A 13,808-nucleotide genomic window follows, 5' to 3' on the forward strand; every position below is an offset into this window, starting at 1 on the left:
CGGTCCGACGCCTCGGCAAGGCCGCTCCTACAGAGGACCGCGCATCACCCTGTAGGAGCGGCCTTGTGCCGCGAAAGGGCTGCGTAGCAGCCCCGGCAATCTACCTGACCTGACGCATTAACCAATCCGCCGCAGCATTTCCTGCCCGCAAACCACTGGCAAAACACGCCGTCAGCAGGTACCCCCCAGTCGGCGCCTCCCAATCCAGCATCTCCCCCGCGCAGAACACCCCGGGTAGGTTGCGCGCCATCAGCCCCTCATCCAATCCTTCGAACCTTACGCCACCAGCACTGCTGATCGCCTCGTCCAGCGGCCGGGCCCGCACCAGCATGATCGGCAATGCCTTGATCGCCGCCGCCAGGCGCTCGGGGTCGGCAAAGGTCGCCTGGTCGGTCAACTCGCGCAACAAGGCCGCCTTCACCCCGTCGATCCCGAGCTGGCCGTGCAGGTGCTTGGCCATCGACCGCGATCCCCTGGGCTTGGCCAGGGCCTGGGCAATCTTGTCCACAGGCCGGTCCGGCAGCAGGTCGAGCAGCAGCGTCGCCCGCCCGTCGCGGTCAATCGCCTCCCGCAGGGCCGCCGACCAGGCATACACCAGGCTGCCCTCCACCCCTTGGGCGGTGAGGATGAATTCGCCCTTGCGCGACGCGGCGCCGGGTATGGCAAGGGCGATGTTCTTCAGCGGGGCGCCGGCGAACTTGTCCTTGAGCAGATCACTCCAGCCCTCGACCTCGAAACCGCAGTTGCTCGCCCGCAGCGCAGAGATATCCACACCGCGTTCGGCCAGCAGCGGCACCCAGGCACCGTCCGAGCCCAGGCGTGCCCAGCTGCCGCCACCCAGGGCCAGCACCACGGCGTCGGCCCGTACCTGCAGCTCGCCTTGTGGATAACTGATCCGCAGGGCACCTTCGGCTGTCCAGCCCAACCAGCGGTGCCGGGTGTGGATAACCACGCCGGACTCGCGCAGGCGCTTGAGCCAGGCGCGCAGCAGCGGCGCGGCCTTCATGTCGCGAGGGAACACGCGGCCCGAGGTACCGACGAAGGTTTCGATGCCCAGGCCGTGAATCCACTGGCGCAGGGCCTCGCCATCGAAGTCGCGCAGCAGCGTGTCGATCTCGCCCTGGCGTGCGCCGTAACGGCCGACGAAGGCGGGGTAGGGCTCGGAATGGGTGATGTTCATGCCGCCGACGCCGGCCAGCAGAAACTTGCGGCCCACCGAGGGCATGGCGTCGAACACTTCTACCGCCATCCCGCGCCGGGCCAGGGTCTCGGCGGCCATCAGGCCGGCGGGGCCGCCGCCGATCACGGCGACTAGGGGGCGGGAGGCAGGGCGGGGATCGTTCATGGCGGGCGACAGGCTGTGGAAAAGACCGCACATTCTACCTCAGCGGGGCCTGTCACGACACTGCTCAAAAAACGATCAATTCTTTGCAGCTCAGGCAGTTAAAGGGCTGGAGCGGCTTTCCCGCAGGTTATCCACAAGCGGTTCCACAGTCATTGTGAACAACCGAGCACCCGCGCCGCGCTGTGGTGGAGGATGCCGTGGCGCCGGGCCAGGGCTTCACGATCCTTGCTGTAGCCGCCGCCGATCACGCCCATCACCGGGATGTCGCGGCCCAGGCACTGGCGCAACACGTGCTCGTCGCGGGCGGCCAGGCCTGCGTCGGTCAGTTGCAGGTAACCCAGGGCGTCGTCCTTGTGCACATCGACGCCGGCGTCGTACAGCACCAGGTCGGGCTGGTACAGCGGCAGCAGGTAGTTCAGCGCGTCTTCGACCACCTTGAGGTAGGCGCTGTCGTGCATGCCGCGGGGCAGGGGGATGTCCCAGTCGCTCTGGGCCTTGCGTGCCGGGAAGTTCTGCTCGCAGTGCAGCGACACGGTGATCGCCTCCGGCGTGTCGTGGAGCATGCGCGCGGTGCCATCACCCTGGTGCACGTCGCAGTCGAAGATCAGCACCCGGTGCACGCGACCGGCCTCCAACAGGTAACGGCTGATCACCGCCAGGTCGTTGAAGATGCAGAAGCCGGCCGGGTGGTCGTAGTGGGCGTGATGGGTGCCGCCAGCCAGGTGGCAGGCGATGCCATGTTGCAGCGCCTGCTCGGCGGTCAGCAGCGAACCACCCACGGCGCGCACGGTGCGCCGGGCCAGGGCCTCGCTCCAGGGCAGGCCGAGGCGGCGCTGGTCCTCGCGGGACAGTTCGCCGTTCATGTAGCGCTCGATGTAGTCGCGGTCATGGGCCAGGGCGAGGATGTCGTTGGGACAGATCTCCGGGCGCAGCAGGGCGGCATCGGTGGTCAGGCCACTGTCCACCAGGTGATCGCGCAACAAGCGGAACTTGTCCATCGGGAAGCGATGGTCCGGCGGGAACTCGGGGCTGTAGTCGTCGTGGTAGATCAGCGGCAGGGGCATGGTGTCGGTGCGGTGGGGGCGAGCACCGATCTTGCCAGCTTTGCTGGCTTCTGTGGGAGCGGGTTCACCCGCGATCACCCGCATAGCGGGTGCCAGAGACCGCGCTGGCTGCTTCGCGGGTAAACCCGCTCCCACAGGGGATGGCGAATTGCTGGTAGCCGATCACTTGTCGGCCGAGGCCAGCACCCTTTGCCAGTCCGGCTCGTTCATCCGCCCAAGAATCCGCGCCTTGCCGTTGCCATCCACCGACACGAACAGCGCGCTGGCATAACCGCTCTCGCGTTCACCGCCCGGCACATGCTGCTGGCGCGCGAAGTGATCGATGCAACCGTTGTGGGTCACCAGCACCAGGTTGTGCCCGGGCCGCTTGCGGGCCATGGCCTCGGCCGGGAACGGGCGGTCGCAGCGCTCCAGCCAGTCTTCGCTGGTCACGACCTGGCCGAGGATGAAGTGCGCGGTCTGGCGGGTGCGCAGCTTCGGGCTGCTGAGCAGGTCGGCGCCGGCCAGCCCCAGTTGCTGCAAGCCCTGGCCTACCCGTTGCGCCGCCTGGCTGCCGGACACGGTGATGCCGGTTGGATCGTCCAGGCACGGCCCCGGGGCACTGTCGCAGCGTTCGGCATGGCGAATCATCACGATCACCGCGCCTTCCTTCCAGTCCTGCAGCAGGCCGCTGTCGCTCAACTGTTGCTCATTGCCAAGGTTCACGATGTGCGTCCTCGTCGCTAGCCAGGTGCTGGCCCCGGCCAGTGTCAGGAGCAGGCCGATGACGGCGCCGACCACGGTGCGCGAGCGGCGGCGTTTGCGGGGGGCCAGCAGGGCCGGGTTGTGCAGGGTGTTGCTGGGGTGCATGCGTCACTCCGATGGCAGTGCGGCGTCGACGAAGGCCGCGATAGTGGCGGCATTGTGCGAAGCGGCCTGTCGGGGGGCGGTGAAGCCGATGTGAAAAAAGCATCGGCTGGCTGATGCACGCGGCCTACGCTGTACACTGCCAGACCGTGATTTCGGAGCCGTGCCGATGACCCCCATTCTCGAACTGGAAAGCCCGCGCCTGGTGTTGCGCCAATGGCAGGACGACGACCTGCGCGAGTTCGCCGCCCTGTGCGCCGACCCGCAGGTTATGCGCTATTTCCCCGCGCCGATGACCCGGGTCGAGGCGGCGGCGCTGATCGGCCGGATCCGTGGTCATTTCAACGAGTACGGCTTCGGCCTCTGGGCCCTGGAGCGCAAGGACAGCGGCGCCTTCATCGGCATGACCGGCCTGCTCAACGTCAACTTCGCCGCCCCGTTCGGCCCGGCGGTGGAGATCGGCTGGCGCCTGGCCCGCCGCCACTGGGGGCTGGGCTTCGCCAGCGAGGCGGCCTGGGCCTGCCTGCGTTGTGCCTTCGCCCAGTTGCACCTGGACGAGGTGGTTTCGTTCACCACCGAGGCCAACCTGCCATCGCAGAAGGTGATGCAGGCCATCGGCATGGTCCAGGACCTGGCGGGCAGCTTCGAGCACCCGCGGCTGCCCGTCGGCGATCCGCTACGCCCCCATGTGCTGTACCGCATCGACCGCGACCGCTGGCAACAGAACCTGCGCGGCTGAATAGGTCGCCATTCGTACGACGGGACGAACGGCAAAACCCTGTATCATTCGCCGGTATAACCGCGCCGTATTGCCTTGCCAGGAGAACCCCATGAGCCACGTACTCGACGATCTGGTCGACTTGCTGAGCCTCGAGTCGATCGAGGAGAACCTGTTCCGCGGACGCAGCCAGGACCTGGGCTTCCGCCAGCTGTACGGTGGCCAGGTGCTCGGCCAGTCGCTGTCGGCGGCCAGCCAGACGGTCGAGGACGCCCGCCACGTGCATTCGCTGCACGGTTACTTCCTGCGCCCGGGCGATGCCAGCATGCCGGTGGTCTATTCGGTGGACCGCGTGCGCGACGGCGGCAGCTTCAGCACCCGGCGGGTCACGGCGATCCAGAAGGGCCAGCCGATCTTCACCTGCAGCGCATCGTTCCAGTACGACGAGGACGGTTTCGAGCACCAGGCGCAGATGCCGGACGTGGTCGGCCCGGAAAACCTGCCCAGTGAAGTCGAGCTGGCCAGTGCCATGGCCGACAAGTTGCCCGAGCGTATCCGCGAGAAGGTGCTGTGCGCCAAGCCCATCGAGATCCGCCCGATCACCGAGCGTGATCCGTTCGACCCCAAGCCGGGCGAACCAATCAAGTACGCCTGGTTCCGCGCCGACGGCAACCTCCCGGACATCCCGGCGCTGCACAAGTACCTGCTGGCCTACGCCTCGGACTTCGGCCTGCTGACCACTTCCTTGCTGCCCCATGGCAAGTCGGTGTGGCGCAAGGACATGCAGATCGCCAGTCTCGACCATTCGCTGTGGTTCCACCGTGACCTGCGCGCCGATGAGTGGCTGCTATACGCCACCGACAGCCCCTGGGCCGGCAACGCCCGCGGTTTCTGCCGTGGCAGCATCTTCAACCGCGCCGGGCAACTGGTGGCCTCGTCCACCCAGGAAGGCCTGATCCGCCATCGCAAGGACTGGGCATGAGCCTCGGGGATATTCGCCACTGGGTGTTCGACATGGATGGCACCCTGACGATCGCCGTGCATGACTTCGCGGCCATCCGCGAGGCGCTCGACATCCCGTCCGACCACGACATCCTCACCCACCTGGCCGCCTTGCCGGCGGCGGAAGCGGCGGCCAAGCATGCCTGGCTGCTGGAGCACGAGCGCGACCTGGCAATCGCCTCCAAGGCCGCTGACGGCGCAGTGGAGCTGGTGCGTGAACTGGCCGGGCGTGATTGCCGGCTGGCCATCCTCACCCGCAATGCCCGCGAACTGGCCCATGTCACCCTCGAGGCCATCGGCCTGGCCGACTGCTTCCCGGTCGAGCACATCCTCGGGCGCGACGAGGCGGCGCCCAAGCCCAGCCCTGACGGGCTGCTGCAGATCGCCCGCGCCTGGGACGTGAGCCCCGGTGAGATGGTGATGGTCGGCGACTACCGCTTCGACCTCGACTGCGGCCGGGCCGCGGGCACCCGCACCGTGCTGGTCAACCTGCCGGACAACCCATGGCCGCAGCTGGCCGACTGGCATGCGGCCGATTGCCGGGCGCTGAGGGCGTTGCTCGGCTGATGCCTCTCATGCCCTGCACAATCCCTCTGTAGGAGCGGCCTTGCGCCGCGAAAGGGCTGCAAAGCAGCCCCAGGATCATCAGAGCCAAAATGGCTGGGGCCGCTGCGCAGCCCTTTCGCGGCACAAGGCCGCTCCTACAGGGGAATTGTGTCACCTTGGCGATGGCATGCCCCGCGATCCTCCAGACCTGTCTAAGCTGCACTGCATCTTTTCCCTTGATGGAGACCCACCCATGAGCACCAAGGCCCTCTACGTCCTGCCCGGCGGCGGCTACGACAAGGTCCAGGTCGGCACCTGCGAAACCGCCGCGCCCAAGGCCGGCGAGATCACCGTGCGCCTGCACGCCAGCTCCCTCAACTACCACGACTTCGCCGTGGTCAGCGGCATGTGGGGGCCGAGCGAGCGGCGCATCCCCATGGCCGATGGTGCCGGCGAAGTGATTGCGGTGGGCGCCGGGGTCAGCGAGTTCCAGGTTGGTGATGCGGTGGTCAGCACCTTCTTCCCCGACTGGCTCGATGGCCAGGCTCAGGTCGAGGGCTTTGCCAGCGTGCCGGGTGACGGCATCGACGGCTATGCCCGTGAACAGGTGACTGCCCGGGCCAGCTCCTTCACCCTCGCGCCCAAGGGCTACAGTCATGCCGAGTCGGCGACCCTTACCACCGCCGGCGTCACTGCCTGGCGCGCCCTGATGAGCGATGACCACCTCAAGCCCGGCGACAGCGTATTGGTGCAGGGCACCGGTGGCGTTTCGATCTTCGCCCTGCAATTCGCCAAGCTGGCCGGCGCCACGGTGATCGCCACCTCGTCCAGCGATGCCAAGCTGGAGCGTCTCAAGGCGCTCGGCGCGGATCACCTGATCAACTACAAGACCACGCCCGCCTGGGGCGAAAAGGTTCGTGCGCTGACCGGCGGACGCGGCGTGGACCATGTGATCGAGGTTGGTGGCCCGGCCACGCTGGAGCAGTCGATGATCGCCGCGCGTATCGGCGGGCATGTGTCGCTGATCGGCATCCTCACTGGCGTGGCCGGACAGCTGCCGCTGGTGCAGGCGCTGGTACGGCAGATCCGTCTGCAGGGCGTGCTGGTGGGCAGTCGCGCCCAGCAGCAGGCGATGGTCCGCGCCATCGACGCCAATGGCCTGCGGCCGGTGGTGGACAAGCACTTCGAGCTGGAGCAGATGGTCGAGGCCTTCAAGTACCAGGAGAGCAACAAGCATTTTGGCAAGATCTGCCTGACCTGGTGACATGGTGGCAGGCTTGCCCCGCGATTCAGGTATGGGAGAGCAATGGAAACATCAGCACCTGCCCATCGACACGGGTAGGTGCCGCTCCCCAGACGAACAACGCATCATCGTTATCCACAACCCGTGTCGCGAAGCCTTCGCAGTTCAGCGGCGCGAACCCCAGCACCACCTCCCGCGTGGTTGCCGTGACCAGTTCAGCCAGCACATCGGCCAGCGCCAGTTCGCGTTCGCAGAACACGTCCACCAGCACCATCCGCTCGCCATCCTGTTCCATCACCACATACGCCTCATGCTCCGAGGAATGGAACAAGGCCTCCCGGTAGGGCCCATCGCAATAGAACATCGTCAGCGGCACATTCGGCACCAGGCTCAATCGCGCCTGTGGACAACTCTTTTCCACCGCATCGATGAAACGTTGACGTTGTTCGCCATCATCCAGGTTCACCGGGTGGAAGGTTGTGGCCCGTGGTTGCGCCGACCAGGGCTGGTAGTACTCGTGTTCGACCACTCGGCGAAAACCGAACCTGGGATATAGATCGAGTACGGTGCTGTTGGCGAACAGGTACAGCAAGTCGCAGTTACTTGCCCAGCGCTCCACCAGCACCTCCATCAGGAAACGGCTATAGCCACGGCCCTGTGCCTGCGGCGCGGTCATTACCGTACCGATCTGGACGCAGCGCAGGTGCTGGCCATCCAGGGTGAAATCGAGCAGGTTGGCCGAGGCGTTGGCCAGCATCTTCCCGTCGCGAACCAGTGAGCACGGCTGGTTGTCGGCTTGCCAGAAGCCGGCTTGGTACCAGGCTTCGAAGTCGAAGCCATAGGTCTGGCGGGTGAGGGCGTTGAGTTCGGCGCGCAGGTGCGGGTCGTCGCGGTAGTGCTCGACCTGCGCGAGTGCGGGGTCGTCGAGGAAGAGTGTCATGGCGTCCATACCGGTCCGTGAAGTGAGGGTGAACGTTAACCGCAGCGTGGATGAAAAGTTGTAAGGGTTTGTGCCATCGCGGTGAGGGCAGACGTAGAAAGATGGCCGCCCGCACCGCAGTCAGCCGGCGGTCTCTGTTTACGCCGCAGTTTCACTCCCTGCATACACCACCACCGCCGCCCGCAACTTGCGACCGCCGAACAGGCTCATGCGCTGGAACTCCTGGTGGCTGACCGGCAGGTGCTGGCAGTCCAGCACCTGCCGGTGACGAGCGTGGTCGGTGTCGGGGTCGTGCAGGTAGACGAAGTCGTCGTCGCAGGCGGTGACCAGCACCCAGTGCGGCGCCTTGCTGCCGGTCAGCCGGTAGTTGCTGATGAGTACCAGCGCCAGGCCGCCTTCGGCCAGTACCCGGGGCAGATTGGGCGCCTGCCGCGCGACTACCACGTCGCTGTCCTGCAACTCGGCGCAGAAGTCCTCATGGACCAGGCGCATGACTTCCTTCTTGCCGGGCTGGCGCACACCGTCGAGAAACAGCGGCCCCTCGGTATTGAGCAGCAGCCTGACGCGAAAGCCCCGGCGCCAGGCGGCCAGCGCCAGCCCATGAGGGCTGCAGCCGCCGTGACCGGAGGTCATGAACACCGTGGTCGCCTCGCGCCACAGGCGCAGTTCCTCGCGACGGCTCGGCGGGCGCTGCGGTTGCAGCGCGGCCATGGCCATCAGCAGGCAGGCCGGGCCGCAGGTGAAGTCGGTGGTCTGGGCGTAGTAGGGGACCGGTCGCGTCTCGCCCGTCGGGTGCTGGAGGATGCGCTTCTCGTAGCGCAGGGCGCTGGTGTGGTCCTCGTAGTAGTCGTCGACCTGGGCGAAACGACGGTAGCCGTGGCGTTCGTACAGGGCGATGGCTTTTGGATTGTCAGTGCGTACTTCAAGACGCAAGTAGGCGCGCTCGTGCTCCAGGGCGCAGCCTTCGGCCTGTTCCAGCAGGCGGGCGCCAAGGCCATGGCCACGCGCCTGTTCGGCAATGGCGATGGAATACAGGCGGGCCAGCGAGGTGCCGCGGTGGAACAGCAACAATGCATAGCCCATCAGCTGGCCGTCGCGTTGCGCCACCAGCAGGCTGGCATTGGCGTGGGACAGCATCCAGCGAAAGCTGCGTGGGGTCAGCCGGTCGAGGGCGAAGCACTGGTTCTCCAGCGCCAGCAGGGCCGGCAGGTCGTCAACAGTTGCCAGGCGAAATTCGATGTGCATAGGGCCGCCGTAAAAGTTGCGTAATGAAACGGGACATTCGAAAAACTTCGTGCTTAATAGAAACCGTGTCTACCCAACACAGGGCTTCAAACATGTCTTCGTTTCAGGAACCCTTACCTGGCTGGCCCGGGGAAAGTTCACACTCAAGTACAACTGGTGTTATTTATCCACTGACCCTGGATAACAAGTCAAGTCAGCTGGTGATCATCGTGGAACGGCGTGAAGACTGGGCTTCGTACCTGCCCAGCGAGGATGTCGTGACAGCCCAGGAATACCTGGAGGAGCCACGCGAGGCCGATAACGGCAAACGTGTCCAGGTAATAAACCTATGTCGAAATTATAAATATCTAGGTCACGGTTATTATTGTTCGTTGTTGGCCGAGGCACGCGGGCATAAAGTCATTCCCTCGGTCAGAAGTATCAGTGAGTTGACCCGCAAGTCGTTATACGGATTGGCCCTCGACGACATGGCGCGCAGCCTCGAGAGCGCCTTGGCCAATCACCCCTACGGCGAAACCGAAGGGTTCACCCTGACCCTGTATTTCGGCCGTACCGATCTGGAACCGCTGCAGGACATCGCCCGCCAGCTGTTCGAAAGTTTCCCGTGTCCGATTCTGCTGGTGGAGTTCCGCAAGACCAGCGCCTGGCATATCGCCGGGGTCAAGGCCGGCGCGCTGCACAAGTTGCGCGAAGACCAGCAGGACCCGTTCGCCAACGCCCTCGATGGCTTCAGTCGCCGGATCTGGCGCCAGCCGCGCTCGCGGCGGGTGGCGCGTTACGACCTGGCGATCCTCCACGACCCCGACGAAGCGCTGCCGCCGTCCAACCCCAAGGCGCTAGAGCACTTCATTCGCGCCGGGCGCCAACTGGGGGTCGATGTCGAGCTGATCGGCAAGAAGGACTACGCCCGCCTGGCCGAATACGACGCGCTGCTGATCCGCGAGACCACCAGCGTCGACAATCACACCTACCGCTTCGCCAAGAAGGCCGAGAGCGAAGGGCTGGTGGTGATGGACGACCCGGCGTCGATCCTGCGCTGCACCAACAAGGTCTACCTGACCGACCTGCTGCGCAGCCATCGCCTGGCCATGCCGGCCAGCGAGATCCTCTACCGCGACAACCCCCAGGCCCTGGAAGGCATCGGCGAGCGGCTGGGCTTTCCGCTGGTGCTGAAGATACCCGACGGCTGTTTCTCCCAGGGCGTGATCAAGGTCAAGGACCCCGCCGAACTCCAGGCCGCTACCGGCGAACTGTTCGAGCACTCGGTGCTGCTGCTGGCCCAGGAATACCTCTACACCGAATACGACTGGCGTATCGGCGTGCTCAATCGCAAGCCGATCTTCGCCTGCCAGTACTTCATGTCCAAGGGCCACTGGCAGATCTTCAACCACCAGGCCCAGCGCGACGAGGTCAACGGCGAGTGCCGCACCCTGGCCGTGCACGAGGCGCCGCGGGCGGTGGTGGAGCTGGCGGTGAAGGCCGCCAACCTGATCGGCGATGGCCTGTATGGCGTCGACCTCAAGCAGGTCGGTGATCGGGTGGTGGTGATCGAGGTCAACGACAACCCCAACCTCGACGCCGGCATCGAGGACGCCTACCTGCACGACGACCTCTACACCCTGGTGCTGGAGGAATTCATCCGCCGCCTGGAGCAGAAGCGCCGGGGGCAAGCCTGGTAACGAGGTGCTGGCATGATCGAAAGCTACAGCCTGGCCCATGGTCAGTTGCGCAAGCGCGAAGGGCTCGATTGCGAGGTGCTGCTGTTCGTCGAACCGGACGAGGTGTCGCGCATCGAACTGCACCGCGATGGCCTGTTCCTGATCTGGAAGCGCCCGGAGAGCTACACCGGGGGAGACAGTTTCGCCTTCCAGGTGTCTTCCTTCGGCATGCTGATGGTCGACGGCCACCTGGTGTTGATCGCCCCGGACGCCTCCCTGCTCGACGGCCTCGGACAGCGCCATGCACTGCACGATCCGATGGATGTGTTGTTGGCCATCCTGCTCGACAACCTGCACCACTACCTGGGGCACCTGAAGGTGATCAAGATGGTCGCCCGCGAACTGCAGCAACGTTTCGAGCAGTCGCTGGAGAACCACCACCTGATGCAGATGTTCAACCTCAGCGAAAGCTTGATCCACTATATCAATGCCATCCACAGCAATGGCGCGGTGCTCTCGCGCCTGCGCGCCCATGGCGAGAAGCGTCATTTCAACCCCGAGGTGCTGGCGCTGATCGACGACCTGGTCATCGAGAACAACCAGTGCCACAAGCAGGCCGAGATCTACTCGACGGTGTTCGCCGGCTTGATGGACGCCCGCGGCAACCTGGCCAACAACGCGATGAACGAGACCCTGCGCAAGCTCACCCTGATCAACGTGGTGTTCCTGCCGCTGAACCTGATCGCCAGCATTGGCGGCATGTCCGAGTTCAGCATGATGACCGCGGGCGTGCCATGGTGGCTGGCGTATGCAGTGCTGGTGCTGGCGATGATGCTGCTGGGCGTGCTCATGGTGCTGGCGCTCAAGCGCCTGGCCCGTTCGGGCAGACATCGCAGCACTGTAGGAGCGGGCTTGCCCCGCGACAGCGCCGGGCCGCACAACGATGTCGTCCCCCATGATCGCAATCGCGGGACAAGCCCGCTCCTACAGATGACTCAACGGGAGGCCCCATGAGCAACCTGCAGATCGGCCTGATGATCGTCACGGTGATCGTGGTGTTCGCGGTGGTGAACTTCTACTGGGACTATCTACGCGACCGCGACTGACGCAAACAGGCATGCCGAGGGGCTTGACTGACGTGCATGGGCACGCGGTGTCGTGATCGAACAGTTGTCTGACGTTTTCGAGCATTTTGCTGGCGCCGCGCCCGGCTTAAAGTGAAGCCCGCATCCCCACGGTGCGTTGCCATGGCGCTTGAGAAGGCCGTAACAGAGCGTGCGCAACGTACTCCGCCCTTAGCCGAGGAGACCATTTCGCCCGCGCCTGCCCGTCCCTTCCTTGTGTCAGCAAAAAGAGAACAAGACCAATGAACACCGTGGGAACTGATGGCAACCTTGCTCAAGGTTTCAAGCCACGTCACGTAACGATGCTGTCCATCGCCGGCATCATCGGCGCGGGGCTCTTCGTCGGCTCCGGACACGCCATCGCGGCGGCCGGTCCGGCCACCATCCTCTCCTATTTCGTGGCCGGCACCCTGGTGGTGCTGGTCATGCGCATGCTCGGCGAAATGGCCGTGGCCCACCCCGACACCGGCTCGTTTTCCACCTACGCCGACCAGGCCATCGGTCGCTGGGCCGGCTACACCATCGGCTGGCTGTACTGGTGGTTCTGGGTGCTGGTGATCCCCATCGAGGCACTGGCTGCCGGGCATGTGCTCAACGCCTGGTTCCCCCAGGTGGACAGCTGGATCTTCGCCCTGGCCTCGGTGCTGCTGCTGGCCTGCACCAACCTGTTCAGCGTGGCCAAGTACGGTGAGTTCGAGTTCTGGTTCGCCATTCTCAAGGTCACCGCCATTCTCGGTTTCATCGGCCTGGGCTTCGCCGCGCTGGCGGGCTGGTTGCCGGAACGCGAGGTCAGTGGGCTGAGCACCCTGGTGGATGAGCACGGCGGCTTCGCGCCCAAGGGCTGGTCCGCGGTGGTCGGCGCCTTCATCACCGTAATGTTCAGCTTCATCGGCACCGAGGCGGTGACCATTGCCGCCTCCGAGTCCAGCGACCCGGCGCGCAATATCGCCAAGGCCACCCGTTCGGTGATCTGGCGCATCAGCACCTTCTATATATTGTCGATCTTCGTGATCATCTCGGTAGTGCCGTGGAATGACCCGCAGCTGGCGGTGGTGGGTTCCTACCAGCGCGCGCTGGAAATCATGAACATCCCCAACGCGGCGCTGATGGTCGACTTCGTGGTGCTGATCGCGGTAACCAGCTGCATGAACTCTTCTATCTATATTGCCTCACGGATGATGTACTCGCTGGCCAAGCGGGGTGATGCGCCGGCCTTGCTGAAGAACACTTCCAAGGTGGGTGTCCCTCGCGCCGCGGTGTTCGGCAGCACCCTGATCGGCGCGGCCATCGCCATCCTCAACTACTTCGCGCCCAAGGGCGTGTTCGAGTTCCTGCTCGCCAGCTCCGGCGCCATCGCGCTGCTGGTGTACCTGGTGATCGCCATTTCGCAACTGCGCATGCGTGGGCGGCTGGAGCGCGAGAACGCCAACCTCAAGTTCCGCATGTGGCTGTTCCCCTGGCTGACCTGGGCGGTGATCCTGTTCATCAGTGGCGCCCTGGCCGTGATGATGTTCACCGAGGAGCACCGCGCCGAGGTAACCGCCACCCTGAGCCTGGCGATCGTGATCTCGTTCCTGGGAATCGTCACCACGCGCGGCCATTCCCGCAGGGCGGTGGGGGTGCGTTCGGCAGGATAATCGGTGGTGCCCACGCCGAAACTGCGTCGGGCCAACAAGGCGGACAGCGATAACCTTATTACAGGACAGACTGGCCCAAAACAGATGTGGGAGGTGCCTGTCTTGGGATTGGGTTGTGTGTGCGAGGTGTTCGCCTTGGGGGTGCGTTGTGTTCCAGAGGTGTTCGCCGAGGGGTCTCTGGCGCCTATGAGATCGAGCGCCGCCCGCGCGGCGCATCGCGGGGCGAGCCCGCTCCCACATTTGTTTCGGGCCAATCGCTCCTGGGCCATTACCTGGTCCGCCTTGTTGGTCCGACGCGGTTTCAGCGTGGTCACCACTGCCGCTGCGCACGACTTGAGGCATGCACCAAGGCAGGCGCCGATACTTTCACAGGCATAATTGGCCCGAAACAGATGTAGGAGCGGCCTTGCGCCGCGATGCGCCGCGCGGGCGGCGCTCGG

General features: G+C 65.1%; 12 protein-coding genes. 7 read left to right on the top strand and 5 right to left on the bottom strand.

Annotation, left to right across the window (positions count from 1 at the left end):
* Positions 1-100: 100 nt before the first annotated feature.
* The 3 genes from NMG10_RS23955 to NMG10_RS23965 form a co-directional block, all read right to left on the bottom strand.
* A complete protein-coding gene (locus NMG10_RS23955; RefSeq protein ID WP_254465243.1) occupies positions 101-1,345 on the bottom strand; it encodes a TIGR03862 family flavoprotein in 1,245 nt (414 codons plus the stop codon).
* A gap of 149 nt (positions 1,346-1,494) precedes the next feature.
* Entirely contained in the window at positions 1,495-2,409 is a 915-nt protein-coding gene (locus NMG10_RS23960) for a histone deacetylase (protein ID WP_254465244.1), read from the bottom strand.
* 162 nt (positions 2,410-2,571) lie between these two features.
* Complete coding sequence (locus tag NMG10_RS23965) at positions 2,572-3,258, bottom strand: histidine phosphatase family protein (RefSeq protein WP_254465245.1); 687 nt, start codon at positions 3,256-3,258, stop codon at positions 2,572-2,574.
* A gap of 166 nt (positions 3,259-3,424) precedes the next feature.
* On the opposite strand from NMG10_RS23965, the gene NMG10_RS23970 reads away from it, so the two are divergent.
* The 4 genes from NMG10_RS23970 (at position 3,425) to NMG10_RS23985 (ending at position 6,785) form a co-directional block, all read left to right on the top strand.
* Positions 3,425-3,994 (top strand): GNAT family N-acetyltransferase, encoded by a 570-nt coding sequence (locus NMG10_RS23970; RefSeq protein WP_234563008.1) that lies wholly within the window; start codon positions 3,425-3,427, stop codon positions 3,992-3,994.
* A gap of 91 nt (positions 3,995-4,085) precedes the next feature.
* Entirely contained in the window at positions 4,086-4,955 is an 870-nt protein-coding gene (gene tesB, locus NMG10_RS23975; RefSeq protein WP_050707021.1) for an acyl-CoA thioesterase II, read from the top strand.
* Positions 4,952-5,542 (top strand): HAD family hydrolase, encoded by a 591-nt coding sequence (locus NMG10_RS23980; protein WP_254465246.1) that lies wholly within the window; start codon positions 4,952-4,954, stop codon positions 5,540-5,542. Before tesB ends, NMG10_RS23980 begins: the two co-directional genes overlap by 4 nt.
* Positions 5,543-5,774: 232 nt before the next feature.
* Positions 5,775-6,785, top strand: coding sequence for an NAD(P)-dependent alcohol dehydrogenase (locus NMG10_RS23985; RefSeq protein ID WP_203650232.1), 1,011 nt, complete (start codon positions 5,775-5,777; stop codon positions 6,783-6,785).
* Between the two features lie 25 nt (positions 6,786-6,810).
* Here NMG10_RS23985 and NMG10_RS23990 read toward each other — a convergent pair whose 3' ends face one another.
* Both NMG10_RS23990 and NMG10_RS23995 read right to left on the bottom strand, forming a co-directional pair.
* Positions 6,811-7,704, bottom strand: a complete 894-nt coding sequence (locus NMG10_RS23990) for a GNAT family N-acetyltransferase (protein WP_254465247.1) — start codon at positions 7,702-7,704, stop codon at positions 6,811-6,813.
* A gap of 138 nt (positions 7,705-7,842) precedes the next feature.
* Complete coding sequence (locus tag NMG10_RS23995; protein ID WP_234563011.1) at positions 7,843-8,949, bottom strand: peptidase C39 family protein; 1,107 nt, start codon at positions 8,947-8,949, stop codon at positions 7,843-7,845.
* A 92-nt stretch (positions 8,950-9,041) separates the two neighbouring features.
* On the opposite strand from NMG10_RS23995, the gene NMG10_RS24000 reads away from it, so the two are divergent.
* From NMG10_RS24000 to gabP, 3 genes are all read left to right on the top strand, one after another.
* Positions 9,042-10,628 carry a RimK family protein gene (locus NMG10_RS24000; protein WP_254465248.1) on the top strand — a complete coding sequence of 529 codons (1,587 nt, stop codon included), beginning with the start codon at positions 9,042-9,044 and terminating at the stop codon, positions 10,626-10,628.
* Positions 10,629-10,640: 12 nt separating this feature from the next.
* Positions 10,641-11,621, top strand: a complete 981-nt coding sequence (locus tag NMG10_RS24005; protein ID WP_254465249.1) for a magnesium transporter CorA family protein — start codon at positions 10,641-10,643, stop codon at positions 11,619-11,621.
* Positions 11,622-11,973: 352 nt separating this feature from the next.
* Positions 11,974-13,368, top strand: a complete 1,395-nt coding sequence (gabP, locus tag NMG10_RS24010) for a GABA permease (RefSeq protein WP_203650243.1) — start codon at positions 11,974-11,976, stop codon at positions 13,366-13,368.
* The last annotated feature ends 440 nt before the right edge of the window (positions 13,369-13,808 follow it).

It is taken from the genome of Pseudomonas sp. DVZ6, assembly GCF_024259445.1.
GTDB lineage: Bacteria > Pseudomonadota > Gammaproteobacteria > Pseudomonadales > Pseudomonadaceae > Aquipseudomonas > Aquipseudomonas peradeniyensis.